The organism is Neobacillus sp. DZ-9 (assembly GCF_059587065.1).
Genome location: NZ_JCAIOL010000003.1, coordinates 559,833 through 577,228 on the forward strand (window position 1 = coordinate 559,833; position 17,396 = coordinate 577,228).

General features: G+C 37.0%; 15 protein-coding genes and 1 pseudogene. 3 read left to right on the forward strand and 13 right to left on the reverse strand.

What is annotated here, in order from left to right:
- Positions 1–334: 334 nt before the first annotated feature.
- Positions 335–949 carry an FMN-binding negative transcriptional regulator gene (locus tag AC59HZ_RS11135; protein WP_496545859.1) on the reverse strand — a complete coding sequence of 205 codons (615 nt, stop codon included), beginning with the start codon at positions 947–949 and terminating at the stop codon, positions 335–337.
- A 12-nt stretch (positions 950–961) separates the two neighbouring features.
- Positions 962–1,114: pseudogene (locus AC59HZ_RS11140) on the reverse strand (FMN-binding negative transcriptional regulator); the annotation flags it as partial.
- Positions 1,115–1,189: 75 nt separating this feature from the next.
- On the opposite strand from AC59HZ_RS11140, the gene pdxR reads away from it, so the two are divergent.
- Entirely contained in the window at positions 1,190–2,569 is a 1,380-nt protein-coding gene (gene pdxR, locus AC59HZ_RS11145; RefSeq protein WP_496545860.1) for a MocR-like pyridoxine biosynthesis transcription factor PdxR, read from the forward strand.
- 76 nt (positions 2,570–2,645) lie between these two features.
- Here the strand turns inward: pdxR and AC59HZ_RS11150 are convergent, their stop codons facing one another.
- From AC59HZ_RS11150 to AC59HZ_RS11170, 5 genes are all read right to left on the reverse strand, one after another.
- A complete protein-coding gene (locus AC59HZ_RS11150) occupies positions 2,646–2,846 on the reverse strand; it encodes a cold-shock protein (RefSeq protein WP_223587661.1) in 201 nt (66 codons plus the stop codon).
- Between the two features lie 220 nt (positions 2,847–3,066).
- The gene (locus tag AC59HZ_RS11155) at positions 3,067–4,173 is read right to left on the reverse strand and encodes a Ger(x)C family spore germination protein (protein WP_496545861.1); all 1,107 of its coding nucleotides are present in this window, start codon (positions 4,171–4,173) and stop codon (positions 3,067–3,069) included.
- A gap of 5 nt (positions 4,174–4,178) precedes the next feature.
- Complete coding sequence (locus AC59HZ_RS11160) at positions 4,179–5,633, reverse strand: spore germination protein (RefSeq protein WP_496545862.1); 1,455 nt, start codon at positions 5,631–5,633, stop codon at positions 4,179–4,181.
- On the reverse strand, positions 5,626–6,690 hold the full coding sequence (locus tag AC59HZ_RS11165; protein ID WP_496545863.1) for an endospore germination permease: 1,065 nt from the start codon (positions 6,688–6,690) through the stop codon (positions 5,626–5,628). The genes AC59HZ_RS11160 and AC59HZ_RS11165 overlap by 8 nt, the downstream gene beginning before the upstream one ends.
- A 248-nt stretch (positions 6,691–6,938) precedes the next feature.
- A complete protein-coding gene (locus AC59HZ_RS11170; protein WP_496545864.1) occupies positions 6,939–7,859 on the reverse strand; it encodes a LysR family transcriptional regulator in 921 nt (306 codons plus the stop codon).
- Between the two features lie 148 nt (positions 7,860–8,007).
- Here AC59HZ_RS11170 and AC59HZ_RS11175 point away from each other — a divergent pair, with 148 nt between their 5' ends.
- Positions 8,008–8,520, forward strand: coding sequence for a GNAT family N-acetyltransferase (locus tag AC59HZ_RS11175; RefSeq protein WP_496545865.1), 513 nt, complete (start codon positions 8,008–8,010; stop codon positions 8,518–8,520).
- A 479-nt stretch (positions 8,521–8,999) separates the two neighbouring features.
- On the opposite strand, the gene AC59HZ_RS11180 is transcribed toward AC59HZ_RS11175, so the two are convergent.
- The 4 genes from AC59HZ_RS11180 to gdhA all read right to left on the reverse strand — a co-directional run bounded on the left by AC59HZ_RS11180 (position 9,000) and on the right by gdhA (position 11,839).
- Entirely contained in the window at positions 9,000–9,089 is a 90-nt protein-coding gene (locus tag AC59HZ_RS11180) for a YjcZ family sporulation protein (protein ID WP_496545866.1), read from the reverse strand.
- A 51-nt stretch (positions 9,090–9,140) separates the two neighbouring features.
- On the reverse strand, positions 9,141–9,266 hold the full coding sequence (locus AC59HZ_RS11185) for a YjcZ family sporulation protein (protein ID WP_496545867.1): 126 nt from the start codon (positions 9,264–9,266) through the stop codon (positions 9,141–9,143).
- A 241-nt stretch (positions 9,267–9,507) separates the two neighbouring features.
- Complete coding sequence (locus AC59HZ_RS11190) at positions 9,508–10,014, reverse strand: hypothetical protein (protein WP_496545868.1); 507 nt, start codon at positions 10,012–10,014, stop codon at positions 9,508–9,510.
- A gap of 451 nt (positions 10,015–10,465) precedes the next feature.
- Positions 10,466–11,839: an NADP-specific glutamate dehydrogenase gene (gene gdhA / locus AC59HZ_RS11195; RefSeq protein ID WP_496546044.1), complete on the reverse strand. Its 1,374-nt coding sequence runs from the start codon at positions 11,837–11,839 to the stop codon at positions 10,466–10,468.
- Positions 11,840–11,993: 154 nt separating this feature from the next.
- Here gdhA and gltC point away from each other — a divergent pair, with 154 nt between their 5' ends.
- On the forward strand, positions 11,994–12,905 hold the full coding sequence (gene gltC / locus AC59HZ_RS11200) for a glutamate biosynthesis transcriptional regulator GltC (RefSeq protein ID WP_496545869.1): 912 nt from the start codon (positions 11,994–11,996) through the stop codon (positions 12,903–12,905).
- A 30-nt stretch (positions 12,906–12,935) separates the two neighbouring features.
- Here gltC and AC59HZ_RS11205 read toward each other — a convergent pair whose 3' ends face one another.
- Positions 12,936–14,039: an AI-2E family transporter gene (locus tag AC59HZ_RS11205; protein ID WP_496545870.1), complete on the reverse strand. Its 1,104-nt coding sequence runs from the start codon at positions 14,037–14,039 to the stop codon at positions 12,936–12,938.
- A gap of 181 nt (positions 14,040–14,220) precedes the next feature.
- Entirely contained in the window at positions 14,221–17,313 is a 3,093-nt protein-coding gene (locus AC59HZ_RS11210; protein ID WP_496545871.1) for an MMPL family transporter, read from the reverse strand.
- Between the last annotated feature and the right edge of the window lie 83 nt (positions 17,314–17,396).

Below are 17,396 nucleotides of genomic sequence, written 5' to 3' on the forward strand. Positions count from 1 at the left end.
CAGTATAGCCTTACTGTGGAATTTGCATAAGAAGCTTATTATGATTATTTTCGGGTTTGTATCATATAGTTTGGGTGTTTTTTACTTGGGTTTTAGGAAAGGAAGAAAAGGCTAAAAGCTTTTTTAGGGGATATATTCGCCAAATCTTATTCAATTATCCTGCCTCCTAAGTGGAAAAAGAAAAAGCTGCCACGATGACAGCTCAGTTTCAACACAAGCACCTATTATTTGAATATGAAAAACGTCACCAAATCGAACAATCGCTACCGTTAGAACTTAAATATATAAAAGTTGTCATTTATCCAATACTTCCATACGTTAAAGATTACCTTACCTAAATTCTTTTGAGGTTTTTTTTCATAAGAAATGCTATTTGTAAATTACTTTGTTCAGATGAGTTTTCAAGCTGCTTAATCACTAACTGTTGTCGTTCGACTGGGTGATTTTGACTTAATTTAGCTTTCGCTTCCATCTTTGTAATGTTTATTTTAAACGGTACAATCCCTTTCGTCATTCCTTCAATAAAACTGGAATCTATCTCATTTAAATTGTATGTTCTATCTGGTTTTTCATATTTGTTTACCATGTCATTTAAGGAATCAAATATTATTTTTTGATTTTCGATAATCTCCAGCCTTCCATAAATATGGATTGAAACATAATTCCAGGTAGGGACTGCCATTGAAGTTTCATACCAAGACGGAGATATATAACAGTGGGGACCTTGGAAAACTACAAGAATTTGTTGGTTTCCTATATCTCTCCATTGTTCATTCGGGCGAGCAAAATGACCATATAAGGCATTTTCACCTTTATTTAATGTGAGTGGAAGATGGGTAGCATATGGTTCTCCATTGTGCTGAGAAAATAAAGTGGCAAAGCTGTACTCCTTGATAAAATCATAAATCATTTCTTCATCATTGAGTTGAAAATGTTTAGGTATATACATAATGTCTTCTCCTCATTTCTCCATATCTTTTACTCTCTTTTTCATCACTTCTGCCATTTGTCGAGAATTTAGATTTTCCTCCCTATGCAGTTGATCAACGATGTTTAGATAATCCTCCTCATTACGGTTCTGACTTAATTTATAAGCAGCTTGAATTTCTTGTACTTAAATATTTTATTATGCTAACTGACATCTAAAAAGGTACAATATTAAAAAAATAAACATGTCATCGGTGGTTAAATGAAAAATACTATTTTTGCCTTTATGAATGATTCCCCCAAATACAAACAAATTTACGAACAGTTTAAATTATTTATAGAGCGTGGAGACATACCAGCCGGAGATCCCTTGCCCTCCATTCGTCAACTTGCAGACTCTTTGCAAGTAAGCCGTAATACGACATTAATGGCATATGAGCAGCTTGTAGCTGAAGGCTATATACGTGGAGAAGGTCGAAAAGGTTTTTTTGTAAATGAATTAGAGCCGCTTTTATTTAAAGATGCACAGATCCTTTCTAATAAAACAAAAACAAGGTCAGTGAAACCAGACTTAATTGATTTCCGAGCAGGAACCGTAGATCAAACTAATTTTCCCTTAAAAATTTGGAGAAGAATAGCAAATCAAGTTTTAACATTACAGGAGAGCTTTCGATACGGGGAACCCTTTGGTGAACTGTGCTTGCGTGAACAAATCGCAACATATATACTCCAATCTCGTGGGGTAAAAACAGATCCAAATGCAATTATAATTGGCAGTAGTACCCAACAAATGTTGATTTATCTCGGACAAATCCTGAAGGATGATTTTACTAGCATTATTGTAGAAGACCCAGGTTATGATGGCGCAAGGGAGGCTTTTCAATTTCATTGTTTCACTTTTGAAACTTTACCAGTTTATGAAACAGGTGCTGATTTTTCAAAATTAGAACAAATGACTTCAAGGTTAATCTATGTAACCCCCTCCCATCAAAGTCCAATAGGTGTAAGCATGTCTATTCAACAAAGACAAATGCTTATTCATTGGGCTAACAAGATGCATGGATATATTATCGAAGACGATTATGATAGTGAATTTCGTTATACGCAGCAGCCATTTCCAGCACTTGCTTCCATTGATTCAACAAGAGTTATTTACCTAGGAAATTTCTCAAAGTCATTTCTTCCAGGAGTCCGTCTAAGTTATATGGTGCTGCCACAGTTACTTTTAAACCGTTATAAACACCAATTTCTTCATTTCGAGAGTACCACTTCCCTTCCTAGCCAACTTACAATGGCTAAATTTATGGAAGAGGGGGAATGGAATCGCCATATTAAACGGATGCGACTTGTGTATAAGCGAAAAATGCAGTGCTTAGTTTCAGAATTGAAAAAACACTTCAACAAAAATATATCCATTATTGGGGAACAGTCTGGTTTGTACGTTTTAGTTAAGGTACATCTAAATCGTTCAGAAGAATGGTTAATCGAGCGTGCTTCCATTTATGGGGTTAAAGTGTATCCTACCACCATCTATTTCATAAAGAATCATACTGAAGATGCAATGATTAAGCTCGGCTTCAGTAATCTTACATGTGAGGAAATACAATTAGGTGTAGGGCTTTTAAAAAAGGCTTGGACATAAAAACACCCCGTCATGGTTAGTTGAATCTAACGATGACGGGGTGTTCCATTTGTAAAAGTAAAAAATTATTTTTGAATTAAGCTTTACGAACGTTAGCCGCTTGAGGTCCACGGTTACCTTGCTCTACGTCAAAAGTAACGGATTGACCTTCTTCAAGAGTTTTGAAGCCCTCGCCTTGGATAGCTGAGAAGTGAACGAAAACATCCTCTCCACCTTCACGCTCGATGAATCCGAAGCCTTTTTCGCTGTTAAACCATTTTACTTTACCATTTTCCATTTTTCAATTGCCTCCTAGTGTGTTAAACACACAATATATTACTATCCTTGCTCTTAGTGATCATCAAGACGAAATACACCGAACAAAAATATTTATTAAAGAATATCACTAATTAAAAACGTTTTCAAGTTTTCAAAACGAGATTTTACACCCCTTGTTTGAGAGCAATCTAATCATAAATTATAAACCTACAACCAATACTGTATCTTTATGGCTTTCATTATTTGTATTTTCCCGATTCGATTATCTCAATATCCACCTTTATATCTTTTACAGAATGCAGATTAAATCTTCTAATCGCACGGATATCCCAATGTTTTAAATGGTATTTATAAGACTTTTCGCTGATATTCAGGACATCTGTATTCAATTTGTCGCCTTTTTGTATGGTCGTTAGAATATCGTTTTTAATTTTTTTATTTATTTCGCTTCGCATTTTCCTGTATATTTTGTTATCGGAATTTTGGTACAGGGCAGCCTGTCCTTTTACCGCAATCCTATATGAGGGCTGGTTCCCTTTTAAAACCACAATTTTTGTTTTGGGATTTTTTATTTTTACCGCTACCGTTTTCGTTGCTACCCGGACATTAAATGAACGGATGCCTTTAGAGAACCACCTGAGCCCGCTAAGTTCTTCTTTATTTAACCAGCCTTTGTAATTCTGCTGGGACATTATGTATTCTCCGTTGAGTATCGCTATCTGTTTTGATTTTCCTTCTGAAAAACGGGCTTTATCAATGGATAAAGACGGAATCATGATGGTTCCAATTGGTCGATAATAACGGGAAGTAAATTGATTGTACCTCAGAACTGGAAGTGAATAGTTTTGTTTGATCAACTCATCCGGTCCATGGATGATTGAATACAATTGCGAATAATTAAAAAAACTATGAGTTTGTAACAATTCCTTTAGATTCTCTTTTGTGCCAAAAAGGAATATGTTGTACCGAAGATTTGGCGATTGACCCATGATATCGATCACATCCGCCATTTTTTCTTTAATGATCCTTTCGCTTAATATGATTGCCTTAACATGTCCCAAACTCAATGGCATAGAGGTATTTTGTTCTAATGCACCGTATGCTGATAGGATGTTTTCATCTTTCGCTTCCCCGATCAAAACAGGCAAATCTTCTATTTTGGCTCCTTCCTGTTTAGCAATGTTCCCAAAATTCAATCCCTGGGAATACACTTCGAATTTCCCATTTTTATAATCAAACCCAAGGGCGGTAATATATACTTCCCCTTCAATTTTTTTTGCCCCCCAGCAACCTGTCAAAAGCAGCGACAGAGTAATTAAGATTATAAAAATGATAAAGCTCTTCATAAAAACTACTCCTTTTGCCTTGTGCTATCCTTAGGCTGATAGGCTTGATTGCGTTTTTTTAAAAGCTTAAAGGGAAACTTTAGATAGGATTTTAAGATTTCAGGCAAATTAGCATTTACAAAGTGGGAAACATATGGTTGACCGAAACTTTCAAGCGAAAAAACTAAAGTTATGATGATAAAAAAGGATATAAAAAATCCATACAAACCAAACATAGATGACAGAAAAAGGACAAAATAGCGAAGAATGATTACATTTCCTGCAATATCTTGGTTCACCAATGTATAACCTGAAATCACGGTAATCGATATGACAACCAGCATGGATGGGGACGTTAATCCTGCTCGGATGGCTGCATCACCGATAATCAATCCACCTAAAACAGCCACGGTTTGTCCGACAGCTTTTGGGAGCCTAAGACCTGCTTCTTTAAACAGTTCAAACAAGGTTAGCATAATATATGCTTCCATTGAACCTGTTAAAGGTAGCCCGACTCTCGACATGGAAATGGTTGCAAGCAGGGTATAAGGCAGTTGTTCCGTTTGAAACGTGATCAAAGCAATGTAAAACCCCGGTAAAAACATCGTAGTAAATAATGCGACCAACCTTAAGATTCGGACAAAACTGACATAAAAAAAGCTATTATTCGAATCTTCCGGAGAAAACGACAATTGATTCACGCTTGTCGGACCAAGCAAACAGCTAGGGCTGCCCTCTACTAATATGGCAAATCTCCCTTGATTCAAGGAATCCACAACATAATCTGGTCTGCCAATGTAATCCATTAACGGAAAAATGGAATAGGTACGGTCATAGAGCATTTCTTCCAATTGATAGCTGCTGTTTAAAACATCTATTTTTAAAGATCCTATCCGTTTTTGTATTTCATCCAAAATCGAGGGGTTAAAAATATCCTCGATATAAAGCAATAATATTTTGGTTTTGCTTCTTTCACCGATTGTATACTCTATACTTTTTAAGGAAGACGTTTTTAATCGTTGACGGATTAATGCCATATTATCATTGATATTTTCCACAAAGCCGTCTCTTGGTCCTCTTACGGAAGTCTCCAAATTGGATTCTTCCGGGCTTCTCTTTGGCGGATTTGAGATGGAAATAAAATATACATCCTTTGAATCCTCATTAAATATGACCAATTCTCCGGAAAAAAGCTTTTTCTCAATTTCATATTTGATATGTTCATCAACTGTAAGTTTCGTGATTCCCAAGAAGCTGTTTAAACGTTCAATCGTAAACCTTCGCTCTTTCTCGATCACATCCGTTATTATAGGTAGAATTGTTTCGTTTATCGTATTTGTATTCACTATATTTGGGCTATACAAAAAGGTAAGAGACTGGAAAGAAACAATCCCTTTATAGGATTTTGTTATTATAACAATATCGGATGAGTTCTTAAACCACTCTTTTAGTTTGAATGTCGTCAGTTCCGTTTTATTCATGAACATCACCTTTGATTACGCTCAGAAGGAGCAATAGTCCAAAAGAAAAAAGCAGGAAAACGAGGCTTGCAGGGTAATAGATGGAATACAAAAACGAATAAAATGACTCGAAATCCCATGGGATGACCACGCTAACCATAAGCAAACTATAAAGAATGGGTAGAATCCAGCGATTCTTTTTGCGAAAAAATAGCTGGTTTACGATTAACATGCTTAAACAGATCCGTATGAATGCTCCAGAGAACCACTGGAAGATCGACAAAAAATCAAGACGGGTGATAAGGGTGCCAAGTTTCAATAACTTCCATTGTTCATACGCAAGAACTTTCAGCTTTCCTGCCTCCTCAGCACCAAATTCAGCGATGCCTCCAATTAATGGACCGAGCGTTAAAAGGAAGATAAAGATGGCAACAGTCAGGAACATTTTCATTTTGATTCCGTTCTTCAGATAAGGCGTAATGAAAAGAAAATAGATCGTTTCGAAGAGACTGGCACATGTATACATCATTCCGTGAAGAAAAGGTCTATATCCATGCTCAAAAATTGGAAAGAGCATGCTGTAATCTTTATTTTTAATATTTCCAATTCCCACTAAAAAACCAAACATCACAACAAAAGGCAATAAGAAAAATGAGATGGCACCAATGGTACGAATTCCTTTATGTGAAGCATAATAGCAAAGAAAAGCGAATAAAAGCGCGATCATAAAATTGGGGATGTCATACGTGTAATTCGCATTAGCCCAGAAGATTGTATATTTGAATGTGATAAACGAAGTCAGAAAAAAATAAATTCCAAATAAAATACTGATGCCATATGAAATCCAGGGAGGTAATGAAAATATTAAAGTAAAAATGTTTTTTTGTCCGAACTTTTTGTGCAGGAAATATATAAGTATCGTCCAAACGATGAAAGGGGCAAAGCTCGCGATTACAGATATCCATGCGTCCCGCTTGGATGAAGTTAAAACAACGGGATGCAGCAATACATGGACCATAAATCCAGTAGACATGATGAGAAGAATATACATATGTACAGAATAAATCACCTTTTGCATCACTCTAATCCCCTTCTTTGAATGCATCGGTAAAAGGTTAAAAAGCCTACTAGCCTATTACTTATCCAAATTATCTTCCCAATGTAAATGGCATATTATCCAAAATAATCAATTCCCAAAGAAGTTTTATTTAATTTACCCTGTGTCTTTACTGCCCCTACGGTCCAAAAAGAAAACTGACCGCCGCAGCGGTCATTCCTAAGCTTAACCTTAAAAATGTATAACCCTGTCCTAAAATTAGGACGGGGTTACATTTCCTTCGGCTTAGATTTTTCCATAGCTAATTTTAAAAAATCAACATAAACCAAGAGCTCATCCGGCAAAAATACATCGTTTCGTTTCACCAATCCCAATTGAATCATATTGCTGCCTTCCAATGGAATAGAGATAATATTGGGGTTCATGTAATTATTCACAATACAGCCGGTTCCCAGATTGTAACTATCTGTATTTGACAGGAGATTATTCATTGCCCCTCTATCCTTGAGATAGACTAGTTTCCCGATATTGTCTACATTCAGGGCTTCTTCCGCAAAATGAAGCATCATGTCGTCCTGTTGGTAGGTTAGATAAGGATAGTCCCTTAACTGCTCCAAGGTAATGGATTCAAGATGAGCTAGAGGGTGCTCTTTTCGGAGAAAAACGTGCTGTTTCAGTGAACCAAGGGGAGTAAACATTAGTGATTTTGAGCTGAAATAACGCTCAAAAAAATGCTTATTTAAATCTGTCAAAGATAAAATTCCAAGGATACTTCTGCTTGCATATACGTCATCAATTACATCCGTTGTCTTACCTTCCCGAATCGACAGCTCATATTTCCTGTCGGCAAAATAATCCATTAAATTTGCAACTGCCTCTATAGCGAAACCATAATGTTGAGATGAGATAGAAAACTTTGTTAAGTTTATTGTTTTCTCTTTGTTAAAATGATGGACAACAGACTCCATTTGTTCTAGAAGCTTTTTTGCATAAAATAATAACTCTGTTCCTTCTTTTGTGAAGATAACGCCTTTATTCGTTCTATCTAGAATAGTAATCCCTAACTCTGATTCGAGTTCACGTACCGCTTTGCTGATACTCGGCTGTGTTACGTAAAGTGCAGAGGCAGCTTGACTAATAGAATTATGCTTGGCAATCTCCACTATGTATCGAAATTGTTGGGGCGTCATGTTCTCACCTTCTCTTATCTGAATTTGCTGGATGCGTTGCTATAACTTTATCCTATAGCAAGGGGTTAAAAAGTTCAATTTTACGTTTTGTATGGAACATTCTACAATAAATAGGGAAAAACAATTTTATTATGAGAGGAAGAAAAAAATGATAAGAGAAGCAACTCAAAAGGATTTAATAGACATCTTAGATATATATAATGATGCCATTCTCAATACTACTGCTGTATACGCCTATAAACCCCAAACGCTTGAAAGCAGACAAATTTGGTATGAACAAAAGATGGTTGAAGGTTATCCAATAATAGTATGCGAACAAGATAATAAAGTGGTTGGTTTTGCGACATACGGTCCTTTTAGAGCATGGCCCGCTTATAAATATTCTATTGAACATTCTGTTTATGTAGACAAGGAATACAGAAAAAATGGCATTGGGACTTTTTTAATGAAAGAATTAATCGCTACTGCCAAGGAAAGAGAGTATATGACCTTAATTGCTGGAATTGATGCCGCAAATGAAAAAAGCATTGCCATGCATAAAAACTTTGGCTTTGTTCATTCAGGTACAATAGAAAAGGCAGGTTTTAAATTCAATAGATGGCTAGACTTAGCTTTTTATCAATTAGAACTGAACGGACCCAATAATCCGACAGAAGAATAAAAATATTCTTTGCAATATTTATAAATAGCATTTCTAAAAGGTAAAAGCTGTGACTGAATGGAATCCATCAGATAAAGAAAAGTTCGTATTTCCAGTCATCAAGAACAAAATAGCATATGGATTAAACCGGTTTATTCTATTATGAGCATGTATTGATCAATTTTTTTCAAAACATGCTCTTTCTGTTTGCTTATTTAACAAGGAAAGGGAGTGCAACTAGCATTAATAATTAAATAAAGCCATGATTTGAATTTGGCTCAATTTTTACTTCTCGTTTTTGGGTGCTTATCAATATTAGTATCTCTTATTTTGTCTAATATTTTTTAAAACCAACAATAGAAAAAAAAGGATTCCCTCTTTGAAATAAGGCTCCTCCACATTTGAATTATAATGCTAACCTGCTCCGTTAGTAAAAAAGCGACTGTTCTTCTTGAACAATCGCACCCGCTTTTTTCTTGGTTTATTTCTCTTATTCCAAATTAATAGTACATAAATGATGCACCAATAATGATAAGAAGAACGAACAATACTACGATTAACGCAAAACCACTCCCATGTCCACCGCTCATTTTATAACCTCCAGTATAATGATTTTTACCGATAGAACGTGTATTGGATTATTAATAAGTCATAGATGCTCCGACAATAATTAAAAGGATGAACAATACTACGATTAAAACAAAAGAACCGCCACCGGAAAGGCCGCCGCCGTAGCAATTCCCGCCCCAGCCGTAACCAAACACCATATTACTCACCACCTTTTGGATCAACTCAAATGTGTATGATTTTAATTAAGATAAGGTTAGCTTGGATTAGCTAAAATAGGTAATTTGCCTATAAAAATTAAGACATGTCAGCATTATATGCAAAAGCTCTTTAGGATGTTCTAAGGAGATGAAAAATATGCTGGTGGTCTCTGTTAGTAATCACATACATTCACTTTAAATAAAAAATCCAACAGCCTCTGCTGTTGGGTTTTTCCAATCTTTATAAAGAAATATAATTCCTATTTTTATTCATTACAATGGCAGCTACCTGTTGAATATTTAGCGGGTTGGCGAACGATTCCATTTTAGAATTATCAGACCAGGATTTTGCATTTCCGGCCCATGTATTGGTTGTTCCACAGTAGGTTACTTGCCCTCCATGGCGGACAAATGTCTGTGCCCATTCCAACAAATTTTGTGGTTGGTCGCTATTGAGAAAATCAGGAATGGACATCCCTAATTGTTCTGTGATCGTTTTTTCCGTTTCAGGATTGCCAATCATGGTTGCCAGCCTTCCTTTAATTAATCCATTCACACCTTCTCCATTAAAAAACATTGTAACTGGAGTTCCGTATCGTTGAAGGTATACCGCTGTCACAAAAGCTGAAAAAAAGTTAGGGTAAACCGATGTCTCAAAGTTTGAAAAGCCGTTTCCTGCACTGTCTGGACCAGAAGACACATGTATTAAAAGTGGTTGCTGACTTTGAGCAGGCAAAAAATAACTCACTATTTTCCCTCCCGAAATTTAGCCTTTTTCATTTTATGTGAATAGCCAAACATGGGTGTTTGGGAAAACTCAAGATTATTCTGTTGAAAACCATGTACTTTTAATTAAATCCCAGTTATGAGTTATTCTTCTTATTTAATTCAATAATTCGTACTAGTTCCTCAATAATATCGTTCAGATTCATCATGCTTGTATCTTTCTTTAAAATATTAGAAGTTTTATACAGTAGTATTTCCTCTTTCTCACTCACAAAAATGCCCCCATTCTTAAAATGATGAACTTTTTTACCTTATGACCTATTAGACTCATATATGTAATTTACACATATTATACAATATGTTACCTGTATATGTAAATTACATATATAAAATTTATTACAAAAATTCAGAAAAATAATAAATAACAAAAAAGGCCACTATCAGTGACCTTTCATCAAGACAAAAATATGAATTTAATTTATTCCCTGCTCAATCATTGCATCTGCTACCTTTAAGAAACCTGCTATATTGGCACCGACAACCAGATTTCCTGGGGCATCATATTCTTCTGAGGCTTTCATACTCTTACTATAAATATCTTTCATGATCGCTTGTAATTTCATATCTACTTCTTCTTGTGACCAAGCTAACCGTGCACTATTTTGGGCCATTTCTAACGCGGAAACTGCAACCCCACCTGCATTGGCAGCTTTGGCAGGTGCGAATAAAACATTATGCTCCATAAAAGTATCAATGGCTTCTAAAGTAGAAGGCATATTTGCACCTTCTCCGACTGCCTTTACTCCATTCAAAATTAACCGTTCAGCAGCTTCCTTGTTTAACTCATTTTGAGTTGCACATGGTAAAGCAATATCACATGGGATCGTCCAGATTCCTGAACACCCTTCTTGATAAACTGCATCAAGATGTACTTTAACGTACTCATTTATTCTTTTATTCTCTACTTCTTTTAATCTTATAACCGTTTCTAGGTTAATTCCATTTGGATCATAAATATAGCCATTTGAATCGCTGCAGGCAACCACTTTAGCACCAAACTGCATGGCTTTTTCCATTGCATAAATCGAAACATTCCCCGATCCAGATACAACAACAGTACTTCCTTTAAAGCTTAATCCCTGAGTTTTCAGCATTTCTTCTACAAGGTATACGGTGCCATATCCTGTCGCTTCTTTCCGTCCCAAGCTTCCTCCATAACCAATGCCTTTTCCCGTTAAGACACCTGCTTCATAAGCCCCTTTTAACTTTTTATATTGCCCGAACATATAACCGATCTCTTTAGCCCCAACCCCGATATCCCCAGCAGGAACATCGATATCAGGTCCAATATGTCTGCTTAACTCTGTCATAAAGCTCTGGCAAAAGCGCATTATTTCTAAATCAGATTTACCTTTTGGATCAAAGTCAGAACCGCCTTTTCCGCCGCCTATTGGCTGTCCTGTTAATGAGTTTTTAAAGATTTGTTCAAATCCGAGAAATTTTATAATGCTTGCATTAACAGAAGGGTGAAACCGAAGTCCCCCTTTATACGGTCCTATTGCACTATTAAACTGAACACGAAATCCACGATTCACTTGTACATTTCCTCTATCGTCCACCCAAGGGACTCTAAAGATAATCATTCGCTCAGGCTCCATCATTCTTTCTAGAACTGCTTGTTTAATATAGTTCGGATTTTTTACAAGGACAGGTACTAAAGAATCAAGGACTTCTCTAACAGCCTGCTGAAATTCCGATTCATTTGGATTACGTAATTGAACACCTTTCATTAAACGATTTACGTATTCTTTTACAATTTGCGTTTGATTCTCTTCCACTCTTTCCATCATTTTCATATGTTTTCAGCCCCAGGTCTATTTTAAAATTAAGAAAATTCCTTTTCTTCAATGTGTTTTCATTTTATAATTTATTAATTAATAGTTACAATCTTAATTTTCGATGAAATTAATGCATTTTACGCATTAAATGGAGTGATTCAAAATGGAAACAAGGCAAATTCAATATTTCATAGAGGTGGCAAAGAGAGAGCATGTAACGGAGGCCGCAGATGCATTGCATGTTGCCCAATCATCCGTGAGCAGACAAATCTTCAATTTAGAAAACGAATTGGGGGTAAAACTTTTTATCCGTGAGGGAAGAAGTGTTAAGTTGACCCCAATTGGAAGAATTTTTTTTGAACGGATGAAACAAGTCTGGAATATGATGGAGGATGCAAAGAGAGAAGTAGAGGAAAATTTAAATCCTTACAAAGGAACCGTTCGAATTGCATTCCCTATAAGCATGGCGGCTCATACTTTGCCGTTCATCATTTATGCATTTCGCACTAGGTACCCAGAAGCGAAATTCCAAATGAGCAATGCCCTTTATTATGATTTAATAGATGGTGTTGTAAATGGTGAATTTAATTTGGCCATGATCGCCCCCATGCCCAATCCGGAAAAAGAGAAAAAAATTAAAGGAGCTACACTATTTACGGAGAATATCGTTGCACTCATCCCACTTCATCATCCGTTATCTGACCGGAAATCGATTAGGTTACGAGACTTAAAAGATGACCCATTCTGTGTTCTGCCAGAAGGGTTTGTTTTTCGCGAACAGGTTGTTGGGGCCTGTAATGATGCAGGTTTTTCACCCCAAATTGCCTTCGAAGGGAAAGATATTGATGCATTAAAAGGATTAGTATCAGCAGGTCTGGGTGTAGCATTGATGCCTGAGATGACTTTGGTAGATAACACACCTCGTTCCACTGTCATGGTCCCATTATCTGATGAGAATCTCACGCGTTCAGTCGGTGTCATCTACCCCGCCCAACGGAAACTACTTCCTACCGAAGCTTTGTTTTATGATTTCCTGCTTGAAACTTATGAACGATTAAATGAATTTAAAAAATAAATTAACCTAAAAGGAACCTGTGTCTATGACTCAGGTTCCTTCTACTATATTTCTCGCCGCTTTTCTGGCTCTCAAAAATCGGACTACGTTTAAAACAATTGTTTTTGAAACGGCATACGTTGGGACAGCCAACACCATTCCAAGAACTCCTGCAAGATTGCCCGCAGCTAAAAGAATGATGATAATAGTTGCTGGGTGCGTATCCAATGATTTTCCTAAAATCATCGGAGAAAGGAAGTTCCCTTCTATTTGCTGGGCGACCAGGATTACAACTATTACCAATAAGGCTTTAGTAGGTGAATCAAAGAAACCGACCAGCACGGCAGGCGCTCCGCCAATGATTGGCCCGACATACGGGATAATATTGGTGAAGGCCACAATCAGTGCCATTATTAATGCATAGCGTAAGCCGATGATTAAATATCCGATAAAGGCCAATGTTCCAACAGCCAATGCGACCACTACCTGCCCTTGAATATAGGCGGATAGTGTCTCTCCTGTTTCTTTTAAAATTTTTAAGCTCTCATCCCTGTAATCGGAAGGAATGAACTTTGATACTGCTCTAGGAAATTTTTGTCCATCCTTAAACATATAAAATAATAAAAATGGAACCGTTACAAGAATAATCGCAATATTGGTGACGATGCCAAAAAAGCCGACAAGTATGTTGGTCAGTTTGTTTGGAAGAGTATTTGCATACTCCAATAACCGCTTCTGAACATTATCAATCATTTCACTCTGCTGAACCCTAAAGTTTTTAAACTCTGATGACTTTACTACATTATTAACATAATCAGTCGTCTTATGAGCAAAGCCAGGGAGATCATTGGCAAGCTCTGCTGCCTGTTTTGAAACGGCTGGGACTAAGCTTCCTCCTGCCAATACAAGAAGACCTGCAAACACAACATATATGACCAAAATGGCTGCTACCCTTGGGAGTTTTTTTCGTTCCAGAAAATTCACAACCGGATTCAAAAGGAAATAAAGAAACCCGGTAATGAGAATTGGAAAGAATACCGTCGAGAAAAAGACCCCTATAGGCTTAAACATAAATGAAATTTTGGTTGAAACGAAAATAATCGACAAAACAAGCAAAATTTGAATCAGCCAGAATTGTATTTTAGATTTTGTCACGGATATGTACCTCTTGCTTCAAATATTTGGATAAAGTATATCAAAATCTTGGGGAAATATACAGTATTATGAAAGCTTTTATTGAAGTCCTATTACATTTTAAAAAATTCAAACAGATAATTAAGAAAAAAAGCCGATTCTTTCTTTATAAATAGAAGGTAGATCGGCTTTTTATTTGAAATTAGGTCCTTACTACTTTTTCCTCTATGCTTAATTCATTTTCCTTTTTTCTAGAAGATAAATTTGCTAGCGCACCTGGAAGAGCAATCATCGCTGGCAAAAAGATTGGAAGAAGCACAAAGCAAAGCACAATTAGTCCTGTAATAACTGCTACTGCTAATTGATATAAAACCATAATTCCAGCAGGCATTAGTGTGGCAAAAGTACCTCCAAGTATAATGACGGCTGCAATGATGACACCGCCAATGTGTCTTGAAGCCACCACGATGGCTTCTTTCTGTGACATATGAGGGTATTCCCTAAAGCGCATCATCAAGAATATGCTATAGTCTACTCCCAAGGCGACAATAATGATAAAGGAGAAGAACGGAACGAAGGAAGATACCCCTTCATACCCCTTCAGATCTATGAAAATATAGTTAATCACGAACATGGCTGCATAGTACGCTCCCAAAAGGGATGCCGTTATGAAAACTGGTGTCCAGAAAGATCTTATAACAAAGAACAACACCAGCAATACTCCGATAATAACAATCGTTGTCGTTCTATTGAGATCCCGGCTCAATATATCATTTGTATCATTTGTTGTTGCACTTGGCCCAGATGTACCAGACTTGGCATCAGAAAGCTCTGTTCCTTTAAGTCCATTGGAAACCGTTGCATTTATTTTATTAATTGTATTTAAAGCTTCAGGAGAATAAGGATCAGCTTTTAAAACAATCAGCATTTTTGTAATCTTTCTATCATTGGACATGAACGCATCTAATGATTTTTCAAAATTCTTGTCCGTCAAGGCTTCCTTCGGCATAAAGAAAGTTTTATTTCCTTTATATTGCGTTAAGAAACCGTTCGTTTGTCCGAGCCCATCAGATATTTGCTTAAGTCCGCCGTTTACATCCGATAGTTTTTGCCCAAAGACACTGAAACCATTGAGTCCGTCTGCCAGCTGCTGCTGACCCGATTTCATTTGGCCAAGACCATCCGTTACCTTGTTCATATTTGTTACGATTGTGCCAATTCCTGAAGAAGTTCTATCAAGTCCAGCTTCAATTTCTTTCAAGCCATTTGCCATTCGGGATAAACCGCTGCTCATGCTTGAAAGATTTTTATTGGCTTCTGCAAAACCGGCCGTTACGGTATTGTAATTATCATTTAATACTTTAATGCCTTCAGGAGTAATTAGACTTAACGATGTTGATAACTGATCGATGGTTTGCTTCAATGCCTGGTAATTGGCATCACTATTGGCATTTGCATAACTCTGACCCAAGCCTGTCATCATCGATTGCATTTGAGAGAGTGCACTTTTAACACCCAGAAGAGCCTGTGCTGCAGATTGGTAGTTGGTCCCCATCTCTTTGTATCCAGCCTGCATTTTACCATAATTATCAGATAACACGGCAACGCCGCTGCTCATCTTTGAGAGATTTGTTTCGATGTTTGCAATCCCATTGCTGATCGTTTGTGAATTACTTGACCCATTATCAATACCAGCTTGGATTTGCTTTAATCCATTAGTTAAGTCGTTCATCCCATCTTGAAGCGTTGCTGTACCGTCAACCATTTGGTTGACCTTCGAAAAGTCAGCTGATCCTAGTTTTTCTTGCGCCTGCTTTAACCCATCATTGATTTGGTCCACACCAGTTTGCGTTTTTGAAATGCCATCCGTAACCGACCCCATTTGACTGTCGACGTAAAAACCATCAATTGGTTTTCCTTGAGGCTGGGTTACCGAAGAAACCTGCTTTACTCCCTTAATAGCCTTGAGGCTTTCCGTTACGTTATCAATAACCGCAAGCGATTCATTATTATTTAATGCTGAACTATTTTCAATGACAACCGTCGCAGGCATTGCCTGGCCCTTGCCAAAATGGTCCGCAATGATATGAAAGCCCTTTGTAGAAGGATAGTGATTTCCAAGTTCTCCAATCGTATCAAAGTTAAGCTTTTGTTGGTGGAAATACACCATCGGTCCCAGGATTAAAACGATAAGGATCACCGTTATGAATGGACGCTTTGTCGCAAAGGAGGATGTTGCTCCCCAGAACTTGTTTTCCTTATGACCGCCTCCTGCATTCTTAGAAGGCCAGAAAAGTTTATTGCCAAGAACTTTCATCATGAAAGGTGTTAAGGTCAGAATTTCAAGCAATAGGATCGTTACACCGATTGCCACAACCACACCAGATTTATAGATTGGTGACTCCGCAAAAACTAGTGCAAGGAATGCAATAAATACCGTGAGGATACTATAAGCAATCGTTTTACCCGCCGTTTTATAGGTTCTGATGATCGATTCATCTACCGAGTGTCCATGGGATAGTTCTTCCCTAAATCGATTAAACAGAAGGATGTTGTAATCCGTGCCGATACCAAAAAGGATAAGCACTAAGAGCATTTGGGTAAGACTTGTAATCGGAAATCCTGCTTTATCAATTAATTGAGCGGCAATTCCCATAGAAACAAGATAGGAAAAGGCCACCGTCACTAAGGAAATCAATGGCGTTACGACTGATCTAAACGCAATAATAAGCACAACTAAAATAAAGATGACGGTCAATGCAGCGCTCTTCTCAACTCCTGATACAGAAGCTTTTAGATAATCATTATTGATAAAATCTTCTCCGCTAAGATAGTACTTAACAGGTACTTTATTAAGTTTGCTATCAAAATCTCTTTTTATATCGTCCACTTCTCTTGATTTCTTATCAATCTTAAAACTCACCATAAGAGTCGTGCCATCTTTAGAAACCAAAGAGCTTTTTGCTTCTGGCATACTAAAAGGGTCGATCATATCGGTAATACCAAGTTCTTTGCTGCTATCACTGATTGACTTTACTGCATCACCGATTTTTTTCATTTCATCATTAGATATTTTATTTTTATCATAAAAAACGATAAGGTTGTTCGTACCTTTGGTTGTATCCATCTTTTTGAGGATATTGTCTGCTATGACCGAAGGGCTCTCATTACCTGTTCCTTGCTGTCCTTTTTGCCGCAGTATGGCATTGATGTCGGGCTGAATGACTGTAAGCACTATTGTTGCAATCAGCCATAAAGCAAATATAGCCCAACGGCCTTTTATGATTGATCTCACCCTACTTGTTCCCTCCTATTTCGAATAAATGTTTATTTTTCCTGTAGATCTCATTCAGTAAAAACAAAACATCATCGTATTCC

Coding starts and splice junctions, on each gene's coding strand:
- AC59HZ_RS11135 (WP_496545859.1), bottom strand. CDS start 949: ATGTATATACCTAAACATTTTCAACTCAATGATGAAGAAATGATTTAT.
- pdxR (WP_496545860.1), top strand. CDS start 1,190: ATGAAAAATACTATTTTTGCCTTTATGAATGATTCCCCCAAATACAAA.
- AC59HZ_RS11150 (WP_223587661.1), bottom strand. CDS start 2,846: ATGGAAAATGGTAAAGTAAAATGGTTTAACAGCGAAAAAGGCTTCGGA.
- AC59HZ_RS11155 (WP_496545861.1), bottom strand. CDS start 4,173: ATGAAGAGCTTTATCATTTTTATAATCTTAATTACTCTGTCGCTGCTT.
- AC59HZ_RS11160 (WP_496545862.1), bottom strand. CDS start 5,633: ATGAATAAAACGGAACTGACGACATTCAAACTAAAAGAGTGGTTTAAG.
- AC59HZ_RS11165 (WP_496545863.1), bottom strand. CDS start 6,690: ATGCAAAAGGTGATTTATTCTGTACATATGTATATTCTTCTCATCATG.
- AC59HZ_RS11170 (WP_496545864.1), bottom strand. CDS start 7,859: ATGACGCCCCAACAATTTCGATACATAGTGGAGATTGCCAAGCATAAT.
- AC59HZ_RS11175 (WP_496545865.1), top strand. CDS start 8,008: ATGATAAGAGAAGCAACTCAAAAGGATTTAATAGACATCTTAGATATA.
- AC59HZ_RS11180 (WP_496545866.1), bottom strand. CDS start 9,089: ATGAGCGGTGGACATGGGAGTGGTTTTGCGTTAATCGTAGTATTGTTC.
- AC59HZ_RS11185 (WP_496545867.1), bottom strand. CDS start 9,266: ATGGTGTTTGGTTACGGCTGGGGCGGGAATTGCTACGGCGGCGGCCTT.
- gdhA (WP_496546044.1), bottom strand. CDS start 11,839: ATGGAAAGAGTGGAAGAGAATCAAACGCAAATTGTAAAAGAATACGTA.
- gltC (WP_496545869.1), top strand. CDS start 11,994: ATGGAAACAAGGCAAATTCAATATTTCATAGAGGTGGCAAAGAGAGAG.